The sequence below is a fragment of the Flammeovirga sp. MY04 genome (assembly GCF_001682195.2).
In the GTDB taxonomy this organism is placed as follows: Bacteria; Bacteroidota; Bacteroidia; order Cytophagales; family Flammeovirgaceae; genus Flammeovirga; species Flammeovirga yaeyamensis.
Genome location: NZ_CP003560.2, coordinates 2,437,395 through 2,457,426 on the forward strand (window position 1 = coordinate 2,437,395; position 20,032 = coordinate 2,457,426).

Genomic DNA, 20,032 nt, shown 5'->3' on the forward strand with positions numbered 1-20,032 from the left:
GAGTTTATATTATTGATTCAACCAATCCACTCCTTTTTTCAATAAAGATTGTGTTTCTTCTTCCTTAGAACCACTTTCTGGAACGACATCATAATCCCAATGTGCCTCAGGAGGTAAACTCATTAAGATAGACTCTGTTCTACCATTGGATTCCAAACCAAACTTGGTTCCCCTATCCCAAACTAAATTAAATTCAGCATATCTACCTCTACGTAGTTTTTGCCATTTTAATTCGTTTTCTCCGTAGGCTTTGTCTTTAAATCGAAGGGCTTGTTCTTTGTAGGCAGGAATGAATGCTTCTCCTACATCTTGAACAAAGTGCCACAGTTGATCTGGGTTTAAACCTTCTGCTTCGTGATGTAAGCGATCGAAGAAAATACCACCCACACCTCTGGTTTCATTTCTATGAGGAATAAAGAAGTAATTATCTGCCCATTCTTTAAAGCGATCGTAATATCCTGCTTTCGTATTTTCACAAGCATCAGAAAGATGTTCGTGGAATAACGCTGCTGCTTCTTTATCAATGTAATGAGGGGTTAAATCGATGCCTCCACCAAACCAGTAGGTTCCGTTAGAAAGTTCAAAATAACGAACATTCATATGGATAATCGGTACCATTGGACTTTTTGGATGAAGTACAATAGAAACACCTGTTGCTTTAAATTTTTCAGCTTTTTCTACCTTTAAGGCTTTGGCCATTGGTTCGGATAAATCTCCTTCTACTAAAGAGAAGTTTACCCCTCCTTTTTCCAATAAATTCCCTCCTTTAATCACTCGGGTTCTTCCCCCTCCGCCACCAGGACGTTCCCACAGATCTTCTTGGAATTTAGCTTTACCATCTAAGATTTCAAGATCTCTGCATATATCGTTTTGTAAGCCTTTAAACCAGGCAATAATTTCGCTACTCGGAATGTTTTTCATGGTGTTTATTTGCTTTCTTTTCTGCTCTTTTTTTCTTTCGGATGTATTTCTTATAACCTTTCGGTTTTTTTGTCAACTCTCTTTTTGTAGGACTTTGGGTGATGTCTTTGAAGTTATCAAAACTCTTGGTGTGCATCATACTTGCCCCTGTCAAAGACGTGTTATCTTGATTGGTTGTGGTATAATATACATCTTGTCGGTATTTCTGATAGAACTTCATTCTTAAAGCACCGTCCTGAGACACAACCACTTCCACCGTCCAATCGCCCAATACAGAAGCAGCGGTGGTTTGGTTCTGATTATCTGTAAATCCACCATCTCGGGTAACCCTCACTTTACCTTGGGCAAAAGTATAAGACAGTCGCATCTGAAGGTTCTGTAATGCTTCTCGGTCAAGACCACTCATATCTAAATCGACCTCAAAGTTTTCGTTTACTTGGGAGAGAATATAACTCAGTTGATTGGTTAACAATTCGGATACCGAACTGGACGCTGTTTGTCCAAACCCTGTATAAGAATCGTTGGATAATAACTGTCTCAATACAATTAATCCAAATACCTGACGGTTCAGTTCTTGTTCGTCTCTGTGAATTCTTTCTTCAAAACCTGCTACATAACTCTCTAAAGAAATGGGACCACCTTGGGTCACTACAGTGGCAGGATAATCGTGGATATCAATATCAAAATCTAAGACTGGAGTGGATAAATCGCCCTTGATTAACAAGTCCACATCAGCAGGGTAACGTTTTGTGATTTCTGGTGCATTTCTCACCGTAGAATCTTGTACATCAATTAATGGCAATAAACTTACTCTTTGATTGTACTTGGCCACAATATCCATTTGAGCGGCATAAGGGTCTCCATTCCAAGATAAAGTGGAACCTGGGTTGATTTCAAACTTTTTATCGACAAGGTTAAATTCGGCTACTTTCATGGTGAAGTTATAGGCTCCTTTTACGATTTCGACGTTACCGAACATTTCAAAGTTTCTGTATTTATCGATTTTCATCTGAAGCTTTCCTTCTCCATTACCTCGAATAATATCACCCGTTTTCTTATCAAAGATCATCTCACAATAAGCATCAGGAGTGATATCCAAATTCATATTTACTTGGAAGTTGGCTTGATCAGTAGTTGTTTCTTTTTCAACTACCACTTGTTCATCACTGTTTTCCTCGGTTAAAACTGTGTCTTTCTGAACATATACAATATATGGATCTCCCTCTGAGTAATCTATCGCATTCAGAGGTATGTAAATCTTTGTTCTTTGATCGGCACGAGCCGTCACATCAATATTGATATCGTCGAATGGACCGGTAACAGAGATATTTCCTGTACCGAATGCTGTACCGTAGAATAAATCATTACCGACTTCTTCTTTTTTCATAATAAAGAAATCGTCAAAGGACACCTCTAAGTTGGCAATCATGTTTTCGAATCCTTCTTCGAATTCTAGTCCACCATTTAAGAAGGCAAAATGACCGTATTCATCGACTACTTTTAGGTTTTTAGTCTTGACTTCTGTTGGCCTTATTTCAATTTTTGCATTATCCCCTTGTTCACCAAATTTATAATCTACGTTGAGGTAAACCATTTTGATGTTCCCATCTTTGGCCAATACATTCCCCCAAAGTTTAGGTTTTTCTTTTGTTCCAGAAATTTTAATCCAACCTGTAGCGACACCATCCAATCGATCGACGACCTCGTTGACATAGGGCTGAAAAATACCTAATGGCAATTCTTTTACCTCCAGTTTCATATCAAATTGATCTTTTTGAAGCTGAGGAAAATAAGTACCTGTTAGTTTAAATTTCTGAGAGGTAGAATCGCTGATATTGAAATTCACATTCAACTCTTCTTGAGACCAATCCGACCTTCCTGTTAATTGCCCCAAGTAATACCCATCTACTTCTAGGTCTTTAATGTCCATATGTCCATAGACCCTCATTTCCTCAAAGACATTTTCTATGTAGACGTCTAAGCTATCCACTTCTCCTTTAACATCTTGTTCGGTTAACTCTGGTAGATAATTTAAGTTGAGGTTATCTATTTTAATATGAAGTGGGAGATCAGTATCTTTTTTGGCAAAACCATCCAATAAGATTTGTTCAGTATCATTAAATAGATGGAAATTTTCAAAGTGTACACCATCTTGATAAACAATCACTTTTGATGCTTTTGTAGAAGCTGTCGTCCAATATTTGTCTCTGTATAAAATACCTGATTGTGGCAAACGGAACACCAATGAATCACTATGAATACTAACATCCCCTTTTAGATCGATGTTTGTTGAATATTTATAGAAGTTGGCCTGCGTATTAAACACCATTTTATTATCCAAAGAGAAGGCTTGAAAAGCAAAATCAGAAGATAAGATTCCACGTATATTTTGATGTTTTGATTCTACTCTAACAGAAGAATTAAAGTCGTCTTGTAATGCCTCTTTATTTGTGACATATTCCATTACATTGGAATCTAAAGTAACATCATAAAACGATAATTGATCGCTATACAGTTGGGCCGAAACATGTTGTCTCTCCCCAAAATCTGCAGCCAATATGGCATTGGTATTATCTGCAATTTTTATACTATCCGTAAAAATTGAGAGTAGGTTATTGACATTATAGACCTGTAAATCCATATCAACGGAGTAGCTATCTATCCCTTGTTCTTCTAATTTTTTAGACTTCTTCGAGTAGTATTTCTCTACTTTTTCCGATGATTTATCAAACAAGGATAATTCAGCCTCCTTGATAATTCTATTAACGTCCTTGGAGAGTTGAGAGATATTAAAGTACCCTGCCATATCAAACCCTAGGAAATCGGAGTCGAAATTTACCAAGCGTAATCCAGAGTTAGATATAGTAGTCACTAAGGTTACTTTCTCGATATCCAATATTCTTTGCTCATTGTATAGCCTAGTATTGTCCAGGTAAAGGCCGCCTGAAACACCATTATCTCCTACATTATCAAATTCTGCATCTATACTGGTTTGGAAACCAATTTTCTTCTCAGTTACATTCAATTTTTGAAGGTCTTCCGCAAAAATTCCTGATTCAAATTGGAAAGTACTATCTCTGAAATCCAAAATACCATCCACATACATTTTCAGGTTAGGGTCGTTTACTCTAAAACCTCCACTAAAGAACCCTTCTTTCATGTAGGTACTGTCCAAGTAGATATTATGATAGGTGTAATCGTTCAGTTCAAGACTACTCATTCGAGCATTTACGTTTAGACGAATACTTTTGGGGTTGAACCCTTTTCCTTTGATGTCTCCCTCAAAATCCATTCGCCCTAACATGTCGACATCAAATATTTGACCGACGTCTAGACTGTCTGTTTTCAGATAACCAATGTATGTTTCTTTAGGAATATTGATATCCATTTTGGGTTCCATGACCCCATATTCTGAATTCACTATTCCATTTAAATCAAATTCATCTAACGTCCCTTTAAACTCTCCAGACATAGCTACCGCTCCAAAAAGCTTTACATAATCTCTGTATTCTCCTGGAACATAAGGTAAAATATCATCGACAAAATAATAGCTATCTCCAAACTTGAGATCCATTATTGTTCGTTCTTTATCGATGATTTTATTGAATTTAAAATCGCCTCTTATGGTACTCCCCTGACCAAACCTTAGATTAGTGTCTTTAACATCTAAATCGTTTACTCTTCCAGATAGAATCACATCTCCACTGATGTAGTCATGAATACTATCAAAATAAGTAAAAAAGTTGGCCAAATCGTTGGTATGAATGCTACTATTTTTCAGCTTGGCATTCATATATACACAATAGTAAAAATCGTTATAGTCTGTATAATCGTCTGTTGTAAAGGATATTTCTCCACTCAAAAAGCTCGATCCCATTTTACCATAGAGGTTTTTAATGGACATTCCTGTAGTGGAAATCGCAAAATCACCATCCATTTCTTTTAACCTCAATCGACTCCTTCTCTCGTAAGCATGAAGGTCTTTGATGTTCATGGCAATGGTATCTCTATCAATTTTTAAGTTGGTGACTTTGGCATCAATATTCAAGAATTCCATATCAGCCACATCAAATTTTCCTCTTTCTCGAGGTGTAGCATAAGGATTATAAAGTGAATATCTACTGTTTACAAACTGTACATTTTCAAAGACAATATGGGTATCTTTCGGCTCCTTGATGTCGTATCGATGTTCCCCTTTTGGATCACCTACCAAGTGCCTAATCCACCTCGTCATGTTGTTCATAGAATCCAGACGAGCGTCCATCACCATTTCAACATCCGCACCAGTTAGAATGGCATCTTCTATGTGAATGTATCTATCTTGATTATAAAGCAAGTTGATAAAAGAGAAGTTTAATGAAACTTCTTCTACAGAAATTAGAGGCACACTATCCAAATCGACGATCTTTACATTTTGAAGACGCCAACGATCGAACCAATCGAGTTTTACAGATTCGATGGTCGTTTTATGATGAAACTGATCGGAAACTTTTTGTGTGACTTTATGGATGATGGCCGTTTGAACGAAAGGGAGTTGAGAAAAACTCATCAAACACATCCAAAGGAAAGTGAAAACAGCGAGAAACCTGAAAATCCACACACGTACAAAACGGAAAGATTTCTTGATTAAGAAAAGTTTCCTTTTAGTAGAAAATGAATTCCTTTGTATATGTAAACGGTCAAATATTTTCACTAAAAATGTGTACTGAGGCTGTTTGTCAGACTATTCTATGCGAATGCGAATTAGAGTATTCCACTAACCCTCATTCAGTCTACAAAAATAAGGCTTGTTGGAGTAAGTAAAAAGTTTGAAATCAAAAATCTACCCGATTAACAAAGTATCCATCAAAACATCGTGTTCTTCCAAGGGTAAATCTTCAATAATTTGAAATTTATAGGTAATTCCCCACTTTTTAGCCGATGGATGTTGAGGTAAAAATGTGTCGTAGTAACCTCCTCCATACCCCATTCTACCGTATTGTTTAGAAAATCCAACACCTGGTACTAAAACAATATCAATGGCTCCCTTGTATTCCTCTTTATTTTTGGGAATGAACGTACCAAAACACTCCTCCTCAAGGTCATCTAAATTACTTAAAACTAGATGACGCATTTGTCTATTTTTTAAGGTCTGAGGAACAACTATAGTCCAACCATAAGAAAGTGCCTTTTTGATAATCCCTAAAGTGGATGCTTCTTTATTGATTGGAATATAGGTATGAAGTACTTTGGGAGATGTTGATACTTTCTCCCAAAACTGTTCGTTAATACTTTCCTCTGCAACATCAATTTGATGTTGGGAAAGTAGATTTCTCTTTTGAATTAAGCTTTTTCGGAGCTGTTGTTTTTTATCTTCAGGCACTTTGTTTCTGCGGCTTTAACTTATCAATTTCTAGATTTGTTTTCCATGTAAATCTAGTAAATAGTAGCAAAGCAGACAATGTTAAACCTAAAGTCAAACCGATCCAAACTCCTAGGAAACTCCAATCAGTATAATTAGTTAACACGTAGCCTATAGGTAAGGAAACTACCCAATAAGACACGAAACATATTAATGTAGGCATTTTCACTTCAGAAATACCTCTTAAAGCACCAGTCATAATTACCTGTAAACCATCTGATAATTGGAACAAAGCAGCAAACACAAGCATTTGAGAAGCAAACATAATTACTTCTTGATCGCTCGTATATAATTCAGGTAAAAATGAATTAAATGTATAGAAAATGATGGCCGATGTAGACATTGCTATCATGGCGAATTGAACACCTGTCATTCCTGCTTTTCTTGCTTCTACCCAATTGTCTTGACCATAATAATTGGCTACCCTTACGGATACAGCAGAGGCAACACCACTCAACATCATAAAAGTAAGAGAGATCATACTCATTACAATTTGATGTGCAGCAATTGGGTTGGTTCCTACCGTTCCGATAATCATAGCACCTACGGCAAATGCACCTACTTCCATTAAGGCTTGTAAACCAATAGGCATACTCATTTTAAACTGTTGCCAAAGTCTATCTTTATTGATTTTAACTTTAGTAAAACCTTCTAAGAATGGGTGGAATGACGGGCTTTTCAATACATACCACATCATACCTACCGAAGCGATTAAACGTGCGATAAATGTACCTATACCTGCCCCTAATAATCCCATTTCTGGTGCTCCAAAGTTTCCGTAAATCAATATATAGTTGATAATCACGTTAACGATATTGGCCAATAATGTAAAGTACATTGCAACTTTAGTAAACTTCACACCCTCAGCGAATTGCTTAGCGGTAAAGAAGGCCATTAAAGGAATTAATGAAAATGCATTGATCAATAAATACGGTCTTGCCGCCACTACTACTTCTTCGGTCTGTCCCATATGTCCCATTAGGGTAGATAACATAAGGAGAATGATGGTAATAGAGATGACAAAAATGGTATTTAATGTAATACTATGACGGAACAAACTACCCATTTCTTTGTAGTTTTTCTGTCCAAAAGCTTTTCCTACTAAAGGAGTTACACCCACAGCGAAGCCAATACCAAATACTAAGAAAATGGCAAATAATGAATTGGCAAATCCTGCACCTGCAAGATCTACGGTATTATAATGCCCCACCATTACATTATCCAAAATGTTGGTAAGGTTTTGACCTGCTTGAGAAACCACTACTGGAGTGGCTAATCGAATTGTATCTATGTAATGTTCTTTATAGGATGAAAATAACTTTCGCATGGAAGAAATTGGTAGTACTTATTTATTTAGAAATCGTGGGTGATATTAAATCAGCATGCAAAGGTAGTTGTTTTATACCTTATTATCTGTTTTTGATGGGAAATGTTAAGAAGAACATCATTAATCCAATCACATAAGTAAATTTGATATTTTGTCGCTTATAAGCTACATTTGTAAAAACTAACGATTCATACATTAATGGAAATTAAAGAGACTGAAAGTTTTTCTAATTGGTTCACAAAACTAAAGAAGAAAAAACGTTTTGCTGCTTACGAAATTATGAAAAGGCTCAATAGAGTAAAAAATGGAAACCTCGGTGATTGTAAAACTATTGGAAAAGGAATACATGAACTTAGAATACATTTTGAAAAAGGATATAGAATATATTTCACCTATGTTGATGGTCAGATTATTTTACTATTGGCAGGTGGTGATAAAACAACTCAAAGAGAAGACATTATCAAATCGAAAAAAATATTAAACACAATCAAATAATTATGAAAAAGGAAAAAATCAAAGATTACAAAAATTCAAATTATTTTGATGATCTAAATGATGCTTACGACTACTTAAAATACATTGGCAGAACAGGTGATGCTAAAGATATTGTTTATGCATTAAATGATGTCGTTAAATTTATTGGAGTAACAAAATTATCTGAAGTCACCGGGTTAAATAGAAACAGTCTTTACAAAACCCTTTCAGGAGATACCAACCCAAAGTTTGATTCTATCATTAAAATCATAAGAGCAATAGAAGCTTTTATGGATGATATAAATAAAAAAGATTCAGGCAAGGTCGAATTTGTTTAATCATTAATTTAGTTTTTACTTCTTAACAACTTCCCAATTTTTCCAAGAAATAATTAATTTTACTATCAAGCCAACTTCTTATTAAATAGTATATATGTCTACAAACACAAGTATCGATTTTTCTTCTTCTTTTTGGAACGCAAAGTATCTACTTATTGATAGTAGAATGCTTACCGCTCCATCTCAAACCATCTTTTTTGCTTTAAATGGGCCTAAAAGAGAAGGAAGTGAATTTATACGTGAGTTGTATGATAAAGGAGTGAGAAAGTTTGTGGTCACGGTAGATTTCGACAAAGGTTACCTGTATAAAGAGGCAACGTTTGTCTATGTGGAAAATACCCTACAAACTTTACAAGAAGTTACTAAATACCATAGAGAACTATTTCCAGATCTTCCAGTAATTGGTATCACCGGATCGAATGCTAAAACGATCATTAAGGAATGGTTGTACACGTTATTGGAAGTGGATAAAAATGTGGTCAAAAGTCCTAAGAGTTATAACTCTCAAATCGGAGTACCTTTATCGGTTTGGCAAATTGATAAAAAGCACGAATTAGGCATTTTTGAGGCCGGGATTTCTAAGGTTGATGAAATGAAAAACCTTCAGCGAATTATTCTTCCTACGATAGGTTTATTTACCAATTTGGGTTCTGCTCACGATAAATTATTTGATAATAGAACGCAGAAACTTCATGAAAAAGGTTTTCTTTTTGATGAGTGCCAAACCATCATTTATTGTCGTGATCATGAAGATATTCACGAGGAACTTCGACAAAAAAAAGGGGAATTATTTCATTGGGGAGTGCATCAAGAAGCTGCCTTGAGGATTGAGGAAATTGAAAACCAATTGGTCTTCCTCAACTTCAAAGGGAATAAGCATCAAATAACTATTCCATTTAACGATGAGGCTTCATTCGAAAATGCCATGCACTGTGTGGCTGTGTTGACTTATCTTGGCTATTCATTTAAGGAAATCAACAGTCGTTTATCCTTCCTTAAAAGTCTTCCGATGAGATTGGAGAGAAAAGAAGGAATAAATGGCACTGTTCTCATCAACGATTTTTACAATAACGATTTAGGAGGTTTGCAGATTGCGTTAAGCTTTATGGGGCAAAATCAAGAAAACTTGCCTAAAACGCTTATTCTATCCGATCTTCTGCAAGGACATAATGATAAAACGATTTTGTATCAAAAAATTAATGAGTTGATACATGAGCATGAAATTGAACGTTTTATCGGGGTGGGAAATCACTTAAGTCAACATCAAAATGATATCACGATTGATAGTCAGTTTTTCGATAATACCTCTGAGTTAAAGAATGCAATAAGAAAGCAGGAAATCACTTTCAATAAAGAAATGATTCTTTTGAAAGGAGCACGTCAATATGAATTTGAAAAAATTGCGGCTCTGCTTCAAAGAAAGATACATAGTACTCGATTAGAGATCAACTTGGATGCTGTGGTGCATAATCTCATGTTCTATAAAGCACAACTTCAACCTTCAACTAAAGTGATGGTGATGGTGAAAGCTTTAGGTTATGGTAGTGGAAAGCACGAATTAGCCCATACGCTACAATATCATTTGGTGGATTATTTGGGAGTTGCTTTTGCTGATGAAGGGGTAGAATTAAGAGAAAATGGTATCCGTACACCAATTATGGTACTAACACCTTCGCCCGATTCTTTTGAAACCATGCGTCGTTTTCAACTAGAACCTGAGATCTATAACCTAGAAATGTTGGAAGCTTTAGAAGACTTTCTAGAGGAAGACGAAAATGATACTCCTTTTGCTATTCAAATCAATATAGATACAGGAATGCACCGACTTGGATTTACAGCCGCTGAATTGCCTATTTTATTAGAAAAATTAGGAAAAATAGCCTCAAAAGTAAAAGTGACTGGTGTATTTACACATTTGGCTGGTGCCGATGAGGAACAGCACAATAATTATACTTTAAATCAAGTAAAAGAATTTGATAAAGTGGCCGCTTCTATTGAAGATTTTCTTGGCTATAAAGTGATAAAACACTGCTTGAACTCTGCTGGAATTGTTCGCTTTCCTGAACATCAAATGGATATGGTACGACTTGGAATTGGCCTGCACGGTATTGAAGTGAATCATATCAAACAGGATGATCTTCAGACGGTGGCTACTCTAAAATCTGTAATTGCTCAGATCAAAACCATCAAAAAGGGAGAAACGATTGGCTATGGACGAAAAGGTGTCGCTTCAAAAGATATGAAGATTGCTACGATTGGTATTGGCTATGCCGATGGCTTTAACCGACACTTTAGCAATGGGGTGGGTAAAATGATCATCAATGGAAAGATTGCTCCCGTCATTGGTAATGTGTGCATGGACATGAGCATGGTAGATATTACCGATATCAATGCTGTAGTGGGTGATGATGTTGTTATTTTTGGAGAAGATCTAAGCATCACACAATTGGCAAAAGCGATTGATACGATCCCATACGAGATACTTACTTCTGTTAGTTCTAGAGTGAAGAGGGTCTATTATATGGAGGGATAAAAAAACTCCTCATTACTGAGGAGTTCATTATATAATTAAAATTTTCTTGGAATCTTAGCACCATATTCAACGTTTTCATCATTGGAAGAATACAAGTAAACACCGTCTTGTAATTTCATTTTCCCTCCAATTCTGAAGTGGGCAAAGTTTTTTCCTAACTTAATTACTTTCTCTTCTCGAATAAGGGATCCACCTTGTTCATAAGAACAAATTGCATTTATGACATTGTCATGAATTGTTCCTATAAGTTTTCCAGAAATCCTCTCGGTATTTGATGTATTCCAATCAAATTCTCCAGAAACTTTTTCTTCTTCGATATTCAGTTTTAAAACTGTAGAGTCTACAAACTGAATAATTTCCCCGTTTTCCACTAAAGTAGGCTCGCTAGTAATTATTTTTTCAAACACCATTTGATGTTCATCATCGCTACAAGTAGTAAAAAGTGAGATAGTAATTAATGATAATAAGGTGTAGAATAAAAATCTACAATTCATAAGTATCACTGTTGGTTAAACATATAATAGTCAGCCATTTACACGACTGACTATTAATTAACTGCGGGGCAAAAGTATAGTATTTGATCTTTCGTTTTACATTAACGCTGTTAAAAAATGTTGTATGAAAGGTTTTGTTTACAACTCATTAATCTCAGCAACCACGAAAGTACTGCCTCCAATAAAGATCAAATCTTGTTGATTTGCATTACTTTTTGCCTTAAAAATTGCTTCATTAACATCAGAAATACACTCTCCCTTTAACCCTAATTCTTTGGCGGCATCAAATAGTATTTGTGCCTCTAAGCCTCTTGGTACATTCGGTTTACAGAAGTAATAATGTGCATCAGCAGGTAGTTTACTTAACATATTTGGCAAATCCTTTTCCACTACCACACCCAAAACGATATGTAAATTGTTGTATTCTTCTCTTTGAAGTTGATTCAATACAAATCGCCATCCATCTTCATTGTGACCCACATCAGTAATTATTTTTGGTTGATGACCCAAAACTTGCCATCTTCCTTTTAATCCTGTGTTCTCCACTACAGACAACAATCCTTTTGTAATAGCTTCCAATTCAATATCAGCTATTTGATATTCATTTAGGTAGTAACTCAAAGCAATCACACCCAATGCATTGTGCTTTTGGTAATCGCCTTTTACCCCAATTTCTACATGCTCTAATAATACACTGTCTTTAAGCAGTACATTATTTCCTTTCCAAGAAAGATGATTCTCAGCAAATACTAAAGGTGCATTTTTTTCTAAAGCAGTTTCCATAAATACACCAGAAGTCTCTTCTTGTTTCTGACTCACCACTACAGGTGTTTCTGTTTTTATGATCCCCGCTTTCTCTCTTGCAATTTTTCGTAATGTATTCCCCAACATATCCATGTGATCGAAACCAATATTGGTAATCAAACATGCTTCCGGACGAATAACATTTGTCGAATCTAAACGACCACCCAAACCCACTTCAATCACCGCAAAATCGACTGACTGATTCGCAAAATGATCAAAAGCCATTGCCACGGTCAATTCAAAAAACGAAGGTTGAATCTTTTCTATAGCAGGTTTTACTCTCTCTACAAAATCGATCACCTCATTTTCAGACATTTCCACACCATTAATGCGTACTCTCTCCGTAAAGTTTTTTAAATGAGGCGAAGTATATAAACCCACCTTATATCCAGCCTCTTGCAATACAGAAGCCATCAAGTGAGAAGAACTTCCTTTCCCGTTCGTTCCTGCTATATGTATAGACTTAAACTTATTTTCAGGATTACCTAAGAACTTACACAGCTCTATCGTATTGGTTAAATCCTTCTTAAAAGCTGCCTTTCCTTCCCTCTGATACATAGGAAGTTGAGCATATAAAAAATCTAATGTTTCTTGATAATTCAATTTCTTAATATTTTAAATTAGGTAGTAGGTAGTAGGTAGCAGGTAGCAGGTAGCAGGTTATTTATTTAATTTACTAATTGTGTCAATCAACCATATGCTTATCATGTAATAAGCTTTTTAAGTTATTAGTACACCTACCTGAGGAGCGAACTATCAGTAACTCCTAATTCCTCACTCCTAGTTCCTAACTTAAAACCGTGATTTCGAATTATAAGTCACCCTTTACCTCATACTTCTTACCTATTACTTATTAGTTATTACTTATTACTTCCCCCTAGCACCTTGTACTCTTCTTCTTCTTCCCCACTCTATCCATCGATCTTACTTTAAAAATATAATCTTCAGCGATAGGCACCTTACAGCTTGTCTTACCCATGTTCACGGAAACTTTACCTATGTTTTTTCCGACTTCCATCGCTTTTTCTGATAAGCTTTCTATGTAGACACCCACAGCAATCACAAAGCCATTAAGGCTGTATCGAACACGGTTTTGTTGTTCGTGAATGTGATTTTCTGCAAAAGTAAGTAATTCTTCGATTTTTAAAAGATCAATTTCGTCATCATTACGAATTGATATATAACCGGCAAGAGTACACCACCCTGCACTGCTAATAAACTCTTGATCTGATTGAATCCACTCCAAACCAAGCGACCAAGCATCTTTACTCGATGCCGCTACTCCTGCAACAGCATAATCAGAAATCATGTACCAAGTCGCCCCTTTTGCCCAATCGTTAAGCTCTTCTTTAGTAGCTAGCTTAGGATCAGCAATCATGCCTGCTAGATATTGCGCATCCGAATTTCCGGTATCATATAATTCTAGGGCTAATTGATGATTGGTTTTTATCTTTTTCTGTAGTTTTTTTAGATCAACTACTTTTACTCCAAAAAAAGGTTCCGGAGCCCCGTGATTCATATATATACGCTTAGTACCTTCATTTCCAAATTGATACAAAGCATCCATTACCTCATTTAAGTCCATAGCAATTCCTATTTTTTTGATAATATATCGAATAATTATCACCTAAAATATTTCTTGATGATTCTTTCTGGTAATTCTTTAGTTGAGGTGCAGCAACTCCTTTTCCAAATTCAGCTGTAGATGAAGTAAATACATGTGCTTCATCCCAAAGATTTTGATCAATAAACTCTTGTAAAACGAAACCGCCACCCTCTACAATTACGGAGTGAAGTCCTCTTTTGAAAAGATCTTCTAGTAAAGATTTAAAGAAGTTTTCTTCAGGCAAAAGAACATAAGACAAATTATCTGATGTTTCATTTTGCTGAACATTATACACAATAGTAGGTACTGACTGATCGAATAGGTGGTAATCTTTTGGTAATTTTAAATACCTATCGATGACTATTCTTGTAGGATGATGGCCAGTCCAATCTCTTACGGTGAGTGATGGATTATCGTATTGAGCGGTATTTCTACCCACGAGGATAGCATCTTCTTCCGCACGCATTTTATGCACCAATTGTCTCGATTGAGCATTGCTTATCCATTTAGAATCGAAGTTTTCTCTTGCCACAAAGCCATCTTTGGTTTGGGCATATTTCAACATCACATAAGGTAGTTGCTTGGTCATGGCTTTGAAAAATCGTTTGTTGATTTCGAAACCTTCCTTTTCTAAAATCTTAGTTTCTACCTTAATTCCTGCATCTTCAATCCTTTTAATTCCCCTTCCGGCCACCAATGGGTTAGGATCTAGATTACAGACATATACCTTTTTTAATTTATTTCTTACGATAAGATCAGCACATGGAGGTGTTTTTCCATAATGACTACAAGGTTCTAATGTCACATACATCTCTGCCTCAGAAAGTAAGTACTTGTCTTCTTCTTTCACAGATGCAACGGCATTTACTTCAGCATGTGGTTCACCATATTTTTTATGGTACCCTTCGCCTATAATTATTCCATTATGAACAATCACAGCCCCAACCATTGGATTTGGGCTCACATTTCCTTTACCTAATTGTGCCAACTGAAGTGCACGATACATGTACTTTTCTTCCATCCTCAATGAATTTTGTACGAATTTACAATATCGAACTGTGTAGAAAAAAAAATGAGATCGATTTTGAAATAATTAGTAATTACTACGTGGATAACTTATCGAAAAGCAATAATTTGCCAAACTCAAATTAAAATATCCTATGTCCTTATTATTTGATCATAAAGTAGGAAATCTAAAAGAAGAACTACGATTGTTAGACTATTTGCTAAAAAGTGAATCTTCTCTTAACACCCGAAATGGTTTAAAAAAAGCATTTAAACAACAACGTATATTTTTAAATAATACAATTGCTAAAGGACATGAATGGGTAAAAGAAGCAGATCAAATTATCATTAAAGAAGAAGAAGCAACTCCTCCCAAAGTATTTGAGCTAAAGCTGGACGTTATTTATGAAGACGATGTTTTAGCCGTTGTTTTCAAACCTGCTGGATACCCTGTAAGTGGCAATCAATACAAAACGATTGAGAATGCTTTATTGTATAATCTTCAGCCTTCGACAGCATCAGATGCTTTGTTGTGGCCCAAACCTTGCCACCGTTTAGATGCTCCAACATCAGGAGTATTACTGATTGCCAAAACACGGAAAAGCCGTGTGGCTTTAGGCAATCAATTTGAGGACAAAACGATTCAAAAGAAATATCACGCTGTAGTGATGGGAAAAGTACAAGGTACTGCTGATATCAAAGAGGATATTGAGGGTAAAAAATCACACAGCACCTATCAATCAGTAAAAAGTATCCCTTCATTGAGATCAGAATTTTTGACTCTAGTACAACTCACTCCACATACCGGACGAACACATCAACTTAGAATTCACATGGCCGGTTTAGGTCATCCGATTGTTGGTGATGCTACCTATGGTGAAAAAGGAAATACCTTAGAGGGAAAAGGACTCTTTTTATGCTCTACCTCCATCGCTTTTCATCATCCTGATACAAATGAGTGGATGGAGTTTTCTGCCAATTACCCGGCTAAGTTTGATAAACTTTTGGAAAGAGAAACCAAAATGTGGGAGAAATATAAAGAGGCTTAAAATAACTGATGATTTTTAAGTACCGTCTTCAATGTTGGTCTATTTACGCTGTGCCCGCCTCTAAAAGTCACAATATCTGTCTCACACTTCAACTGTTTGATAAAGTCCTTTAACTTCTCGATTTCAATAAAACTTCTGAAAGGGTCGTTGTCTCCAATCACATAAATGACTTTACTATCAGGTGATAGGAAATCGAAGTCTTCTACGGTAAATTCTTTTGGAATATCTGCTGCCCATAAGATGAGAGCATTAACTTCGGGTTGTGCATCAACGAGCCATCTTAATAAAGTAGCTCCACCTTGGGAGAAGGCAAAGAAATTGCGTTTCACATCAAAAGATGGAATAGAAAGTAACCTGTTTTGGACGACCTCCTCAATGTATTTTTTCTGATGAATAATATCTTTTTCTCGATGCATTCTTGTCATCCATGAGGCGCCAATCTTCTCGTATTTATCATCTAAATAAAATCGAGACAATCCTTGTAAAGCCACTACATGATGATGCTCCTCGAGAATATCAAAACGACGGATAAAATGTTCTGCCAACTGTCCATATCCATGAAATAAAAACCACACATGTTCTGTCTCTTTTGTTGCTTCACGATTAAAAACAAAAGGGGCTTCTACCTGTAATTTCACCCATTCTTCTTGATATTCCATTTGATTAATTTAGTAATGATTTAATGTTTTTAGAGTAAAGTTTGAAGATAATCCATGCGTAGAAAAGTACCAATAAAAAAACCAAGAAAGCGACTCCGTATGACATCCAAGCAGTCAACTTCAATATCATATCTAGATGTTTTATCTGTCCTGTTTCCAATAAATGTTTAGCCGTTTCTACTTGAAGGGAATCGCTAAATATTAACATTATTGATCTTTGAAAAAGATGATATACAATGTTGTAACTATAGACACAAATTAATCCTATTCTTGCCCATTTTTTATAAAATAACAAACCAATTCCTGAAGCGACACATATTCCATAAAAAATCACATCCAAGTGTAAACTGTAAAATTGATAGTCCCATATAAAATTGAAATCACCAAGATTAAAAATATTCTTTAAGTCATAATCCGCTCTTTGATACCCACTCAAGATATATCTTATTCCTTTATAAGATGACTTCAATAGACCAAATAATCCAATGATGATGGAAAAGATAGCTATAGATTTAACTTGCTTGTTCTTTTTTTGTTCGGCTTGATACTCGAGTACTTCAGTTTGCATAATAGTAAGTTCAGTGAATAAAAAAATGCCACTTAGTAAAAACTAAGCGGCACAAATTACAATTTATTCTTAATGGATCGCTTGCTTAAATCTTTCCATTTCTTCTTCTTTTAGTGTTCTACGAAGAATTTTACCCACATTTGTCTTTGGTAACTCCGTTCTGAACTCATAATGCTTAGGAACTTTATATCCTGCAAGGTTTTGTTTACAGAATTCCTTTAAAGTATCTGATGTTAAGTGTTGATCTTTCTTCACCACAAAACATTTTACAGCTTCTGTCGATTTGTTATCAGGAACTCCAATTACAGCGCATTCTAAAACGCCTTCGTGCATTACCAATACATCCTCCACTTCGTTTGGATATACATTAAAACCTGATACCAAAATCATGTCTTTCTTACGATCGACAATCTTAAAGTAACCATGATGATCCATTGTAGCGATATCACCTGTTCTTAACCATCCATCAGCAAAGAAAGTTTCTTCAGTATCTTTTTCACGCTTCCAGTATCCTTTCATCACCTGAGGACCTTTCACGCAAAGTTCTCCTACTTCACCTATACCCACTTCTTCACCTTCCTCGCTCATGATTTTCACATCAGTAGACGGATAAGGTAAACCAATTGTTCCAATTTTAGGACTATCCAATCGGTGTACACAAACTACAGGAGAAGTTTCTGTAAGACCGTACCCTTCTGCAAGTGTACAACCCGTAACTTCTTCCCATCGTTTTGCCACAGCCATCTGAACAGCCATACCTCCACCGATAGTCACTTTTAAATTCGTGAAGTCCAAATCAGCGAATTTCTTATGGTTCAACATACCGTTAAATAGTGTGTTTACACCAGTAACGATTGAAAATTTATATTTCGAAATTTCTTTAATGAAGGCGTTCATATCACGCGGATTGGTAATCAAGATGTTTCTTGCTCCAATCTTCATCATCGTCATACAGTTTACCGTCAGGGCAAAAATATGGTATAACGGAAGTGCAGTGATGACTACTTCTTCACCTTCCGTCAATACGCCTTTTAACCAAGCATTCGATTGTTCTAAATTGGCAACAATATTTCTATGCGTTAAAATTGCTCCTTTAGCAACGCCTGTAGTACCACCTGTGTATTGTAAAAAGGCATGATCCTCTCCTTTTACATCTGGCTCCTTATATTCTTGTGCATCTCCCTTGCTTAAAGCATCTTTAAACTTCACCGCATCTGGAAGATTGTAAGAAGGAACCATCTTTTTGATGTGCTTTACAACCGCATTTACGATAAGGTTCTTAGGGAAAGTAAGCATATCCCCAAGCTCTGTTGTTACAATGTTTTCTAAGGTAGGCACCTTGTCCTTGATGTTCTCCAACTTATCAGCAAAGTTGGCTACAATTACTACAGTCTTCACCTCTGCATCTGTAAACTGATGCAACATTTCTCTTTCCGTATATAAAGGGTTGGTGTTTACCACTACCATACCTGCACGAATAGCACCAATCATAGCAATTGGATACTGCAAGCAGTTCGGCATCTGAATCGCAATACGATCCCCCTTTTGCATACCACATTCATTCTGTAAATAAGAGGCAAAACGTTTTGACTGTGTCTCAACTTCAGCGTAAGTTAATTTTCCTCCCATGTTCTCGTAAGCAATTTTGTTGGAAAACTTCCCAAATGCTTCGCTGAACAAAGATAAAAGTGATTGGTAGTTGTCAGGATTGATTTCCTGAGGAGTAAAATCTGCGTAATGTTTGTACCAAGGACGGTTTTTTTCCATTTTTTTGATGATATTTTGTGAGTATTGCTTCCTAATTAGGGATCTCAATACATTAAGCACTACTAAATTCTTATTTCAAGTTTCCACCCATTAAATGATATACAATTGATAATAAATCATTTAAAAAAGGGCATTCAATTCAAGACTTTTTTTCATATCTTATTTTGTAATAGGATGATCTTTCCTATCAGCACTTTGTTTACATATAATTTACTTAATGATTTTTATATTTCACGCATGTGCTAATCAAATTTAGTAGTAAAGTTTAAATAATAGCAATCTTTAAATTAAAGTTTGGTAGGATTAACAATACTTTAACCCCATTAATCGTCAAATATACATTTACAACTCAAAAAGTCCAAAAATAAATGAATATTCATTCTTTTATTTTTTTATTATCCAAAACACATCCTTTTTCTATTATTTTTCGTGAAATATAAAGTAGATAATTATATATAAATATTTACTTAGTTTTAGATCATGTCAAATTATAATCAAATACTATCTATGTAAAACAATTACTTTTATCTTCGGATTAATTTTTTATATTTATTACTGAGTGTAGATGATTATATTATCAAGTAACTCAGCATAAATGTGATCAAAATAAAATCAACATTTAGTGTCAAATGCAATTATCAAATTAAACTATGTTAGTAGACCGTTTTAAAGATATCCTTCGTTCAGCAATAAATGATCAAATTGCTAACAATCCCATGTTTCAAGATTTAATGGATAAAGATTTTGAAAAAGAATGGAAGAAGTATTACGAGGAGATTATCAACAATAACAAAACTCAGCAAAATTACTCCTATCAAGATTTTGATAGTCAACAAAGCTATCAGCAAGGTAATTACCAACAGCAAAAAAAGGCTGAACCTTCTTTAGAAGAGAAACATTACAATGCCTTAGAGGTGCCCAAAGGATCCGATTTTGCAACCATAAAAAAAGCGTATAGAAAGATGATAAAAGTGTATCATCCCGATTTATTTCAAGGAGACCCGAAAAAGCAGGAAATGGCACAGAAAGTGACACTTGAGATAAATGAAGCTTACAATTACTTTGAGAAAAAATTAAAATAGAAAG

General features: G+C 35.4%; 16 protein-coding genes. 5 read left to right on the top strand and 11 right to left on the bottom strand.

The window, feature by feature from the left end:
- Positions 1-9: 9 nt before the first annotated feature.
- The 4 genes from hemF to MY04_RS09820 all read right to left on the bottom strand — a co-directional run bounded on the left by hemF (position 10) and on the right by MY04_RS09820 (position 7,649).
- A complete protein-coding gene (hemF, locus tag MY04_RS09805) occupies positions 10-921 on the bottom strand; it encodes an oxygen-dependent coproporphyrinogen oxidase (protein ID WP_066209116.1) in 912 nt (303 codons plus the stop codon).
- The gene (locus MY04_RS09810) at positions 902-5,470 is read right to left on the bottom strand and encodes a translocation/assembly module TamB domain-containing protein (RefSeq protein WP_066209119.1); all 4,569 of its coding nucleotides are present in this window, start codon (positions 5,468-5,470) and stop codon (positions 902-904) included. Before MY04_RS09810 ends, hemF begins: the two co-directional genes overlap by 20 nt.
- A 273-nt stretch (positions 5,471-5,743) precedes the next feature.
- On the bottom strand, positions 5,744-6,283 hold the full coding sequence (locus MY04_RS09815; protein ID WP_066209122.1) for a 5-formyltetrahydrofolate cyclo-ligase: 540 nt from the start codon (positions 6,281-6,283) through the stop codon (positions 5,744-5,746).
- Positions 6,276-7,649 (bottom strand): MATE family efflux transporter, encoded by a 1,374-nt coding sequence (locus MY04_RS09820; RefSeq protein ID WP_066209124.1) that lies wholly within the window; start codon positions 7,647-7,649, stop codon positions 6,276-6,278. Before MY04_RS09820 ends, MY04_RS09815 begins: the two co-directional genes overlap by 8 nt.
- Positions 7,650-7,847: 198 nt before the next feature.
- On the opposite strand from MY04_RS09820, the gene MY04_RS09825 reads away from it, so the two are divergent.
- The 3 genes from MY04_RS09825 (at position 7,848) to MY04_RS09835 (ending at position 10,994) form a co-directional block, all read left to right on the top strand.
- On the top strand, positions 7,848-8,144 hold the full coding sequence (locus MY04_RS09825; RefSeq protein ID WP_066209130.1) for a type II toxin-antitoxin system RelE/ParE family toxin: 297 nt from the start codon (positions 7,848-7,850) through the stop codon (positions 8,142-8,144).
- A 2-nt stretch (positions 8,145-8,146) separates the two neighbouring features.
- Positions 8,147-8,461, top strand: coding sequence for an addiction module antidote protein (locus tag MY04_RS09830; protein WP_084005829.1), 315 nt, complete (start codon positions 8,147-8,149; stop codon positions 8,459-8,461).
- Positions 8,462-8,555: 94 nt separating this feature from the next.
- Positions 8,556-10,994 (top strand): bifunctional UDP-N-acetylmuramoyl-tripeptide:D-alanyl-D-alanine ligase/alanine racemase, encoded by a 2,439-nt coding sequence (locus tag MY04_RS09835; protein WP_066209134.1) that lies wholly within the window; start codon positions 8,556-8,558, stop codon positions 10,992-10,994.
- Between the two features lie 35 nt (positions 10,995-11,029).
- Here MY04_RS09835 and MY04_RS09840 read toward each other — a convergent pair whose 3' ends face one another.
- The 4 genes from MY04_RS09840 to ribD form a co-directional block, all read right to left on the bottom strand.
- On the bottom strand, positions 11,030-11,488 hold the full coding sequence (locus MY04_RS09840; RefSeq protein ID WP_066209138.1) for a hypothetical protein: 459 nt from the start codon (positions 11,486-11,488) through the stop codon (positions 11,030-11,032).
- Between the two features lie 138 nt (positions 11,489-11,626).
- On the bottom strand, positions 11,627-12,895 hold the full coding sequence (locus MY04_RS09845; RefSeq protein WP_066209141.1) for a bifunctional folylpolyglutamate synthase/dihydrofolate synthase: 1,269 nt from the start codon (positions 12,893-12,895) through the stop codon (positions 11,627-11,629).
- Positions 12,896-13,169: 274 nt separating this feature from the next.
- On the bottom strand, positions 13,170-13,877 hold the full coding sequence (locus MY04_RS09850) for a DNA alkylation repair protein (protein WP_066209144.1): 708 nt from the start codon (positions 13,875-13,877) through the stop codon (positions 13,170-13,172).
- Positions 13,864-14,919: a bifunctional diaminohydroxyphosphoribosylaminopyrimidine deaminase/5-amino-6-(5-phosphoribosylamino)uracil reductase RibD gene (ribD, locus tag MY04_RS09855; protein ID WP_066209147.1), complete on the bottom strand. Its 1,056-nt coding sequence runs from the start codon at positions 14,917-14,919 to the stop codon at positions 13,864-13,866. Before ribD ends, MY04_RS09850 begins: the two co-directional genes overlap by 14 nt.
- A 139-nt stretch (positions 14,920-15,058) precedes the next feature.
- On the opposite strand from ribD, the gene MY04_RS09860 reads away from it, so the two are divergent.
- Positions 15,059-15,952, top strand: coding sequence for an RluA family pseudouridine synthase (locus MY04_RS09860; RefSeq protein WP_066209150.1), 894 nt, complete (start codon positions 15,059-15,061; stop codon positions 15,950-15,952).
- Here MY04_RS09860 and MY04_RS09865 read toward each other — a convergent pair.
- The 3 genes from MY04_RS09865 to MY04_RS09875 all read right to left on the bottom strand — a co-directional run bounded on the left by MY04_RS09865 (position 15,949) and on the right by MY04_RS09875 (position 18,946).
- Positions 15,949-16,611: an alpha/beta hydrolase gene (locus MY04_RS09865; RefSeq protein ID WP_066209153.1), complete on the bottom strand. Its 663-nt coding sequence runs from the start codon at positions 16,609-16,611 to the stop codon at positions 15,949-15,951. The two genes, MY04_RS09860 and MY04_RS09865, sit on opposite strands and share 4 nt — an antisense overlap.
- Positions 16,612-16,615: 4 nt before the next feature.
- Positions 16,616-17,179 (bottom strand): hypothetical protein, encoded by a 564-nt coding sequence (locus tag MY04_RS09870; RefSeq protein ID WP_066209155.1) that lies wholly within the window; start codon positions 17,177-17,179, stop codon positions 16,616-16,618.
- A 69-nt stretch (positions 17,180-17,248) separates the two neighbouring features.
- Positions 17,249-18,946 (bottom strand): AMP-binding protein, encoded by a 1,698-nt coding sequence (locus tag MY04_RS09875; RefSeq protein ID WP_066209158.1) that lies wholly within the window; start codon positions 18,944-18,946, stop codon positions 17,249-17,251.
- A 650-nt stretch (positions 18,947-19,596) separates the two neighbouring features.
- Between MY04_RS09875 and MY04_RS09880 the strand changes: the two genes are divergently transcribed.
- Positions 19,597-20,028 carry a J domain-containing protein gene (locus tag MY04_RS09880; protein ID WP_066209161.1) on the top strand — a complete coding sequence of 144 codons (432 nt, stop codon included), beginning with the start codon at positions 19,597-19,599 and terminating at the stop codon, positions 20,026-20,028.
- Positions 20,029-20,032: the final 4 nt, after the last annotated feature.

Excerpts from the sequence above, each read along its gene's own strand:
- hemF (WP_066209116.1), bottom strand. The coding sequence starts at position 921 with ATGAAAAACATTCCGAGTAGCGAAATTATTGCCTGGTTTAAAGGCTTA.
- MY04_RS09810 (WP_066209119.1), bottom strand. The coding sequence starts at position 5,470 with ATGAGTTTTTCTCAACTCCCTTTCGTTCAAACGGCCATCATCCATAAA.
- MY04_RS09820 (WP_066209124.1), bottom strand. The coding sequence starts at position 7,649 with ATGCGAAAGTTATTTTCATCCTATAAAGAACATTACATAGATACAATT.
- MY04_RS09825 (WP_066209130.1), top strand. The coding sequence starts at position 7,848 with ATGGAAATTAAAGAGACTGAAAGTTTTTCTAATTGGTTCACAAAACTA.
- MY04_RS09830 (WP_084005829.1), top strand. The coding sequence starts at position 8,147 with ATGAAAAAGGAAAAAATCAAAGATTACAAAAATTCAAATTATTTTGAT.
- MY04_RS09835 (WP_066209134.1), top strand. The coding sequence starts at position 8,556 with ATGTCTACAAACACAAGTATCGATTTTTCTTCTTCTTTTTGGAACGCA.
- MY04_RS09840 (WP_066209138.1), bottom strand. The coding sequence starts at position 11,488 with ATGAATTGTAGATTTTTATTCTACACCTTATTATCATTAATTACTATC.
- MY04_RS09850 (WP_066209144.1), bottom strand. The coding sequence starts at position 13,877 with ATGGACTTAAATGAGGTAATGGATGCTTTGTATCAATTTGGAAATGAA.
- ribD (WP_066209147.1), bottom strand. The coding sequence starts at position 14,919 with ATGGAAGAAAAGTACATGTATCGTGCACTTCAGTTGGCACAATTAGGT.
- MY04_RS09860 (WP_066209150.1), top strand. The coding sequence starts at position 15,059 with ATGTCCTTATTATTTGATCATAAAGTAGGAAATCTAAAAGAAGAACTA.
- MY04_RS09865 (WP_066209153.1), bottom strand. The coding sequence starts at position 16,611 with ATGGAATATCAAGAAGAATGGGTGAAATTACAGGTAGAAGCCCCTTTT.
- MY04_RS09870 (WP_066209155.1), bottom strand. The coding sequence starts at position 17,179 with ATGCAAACTGAAGTACTCGAGTATCAAGCCGAACAAAAAAAGAACAAG.
- MY04_RS09875 (WP_066209158.1), bottom strand. The coding sequence starts at position 18,946 with ATGGAAAAAAACCGTCCTTGGTACAAACATTACGCAGATTTTACTCCT.
- MY04_RS09880 (WP_066209161.1), top strand. The coding sequence starts at position 19,597 with ATGTTAGTAGACCGTTTTAAAGATATCCTTCGTTCAGCAATAAATGAT.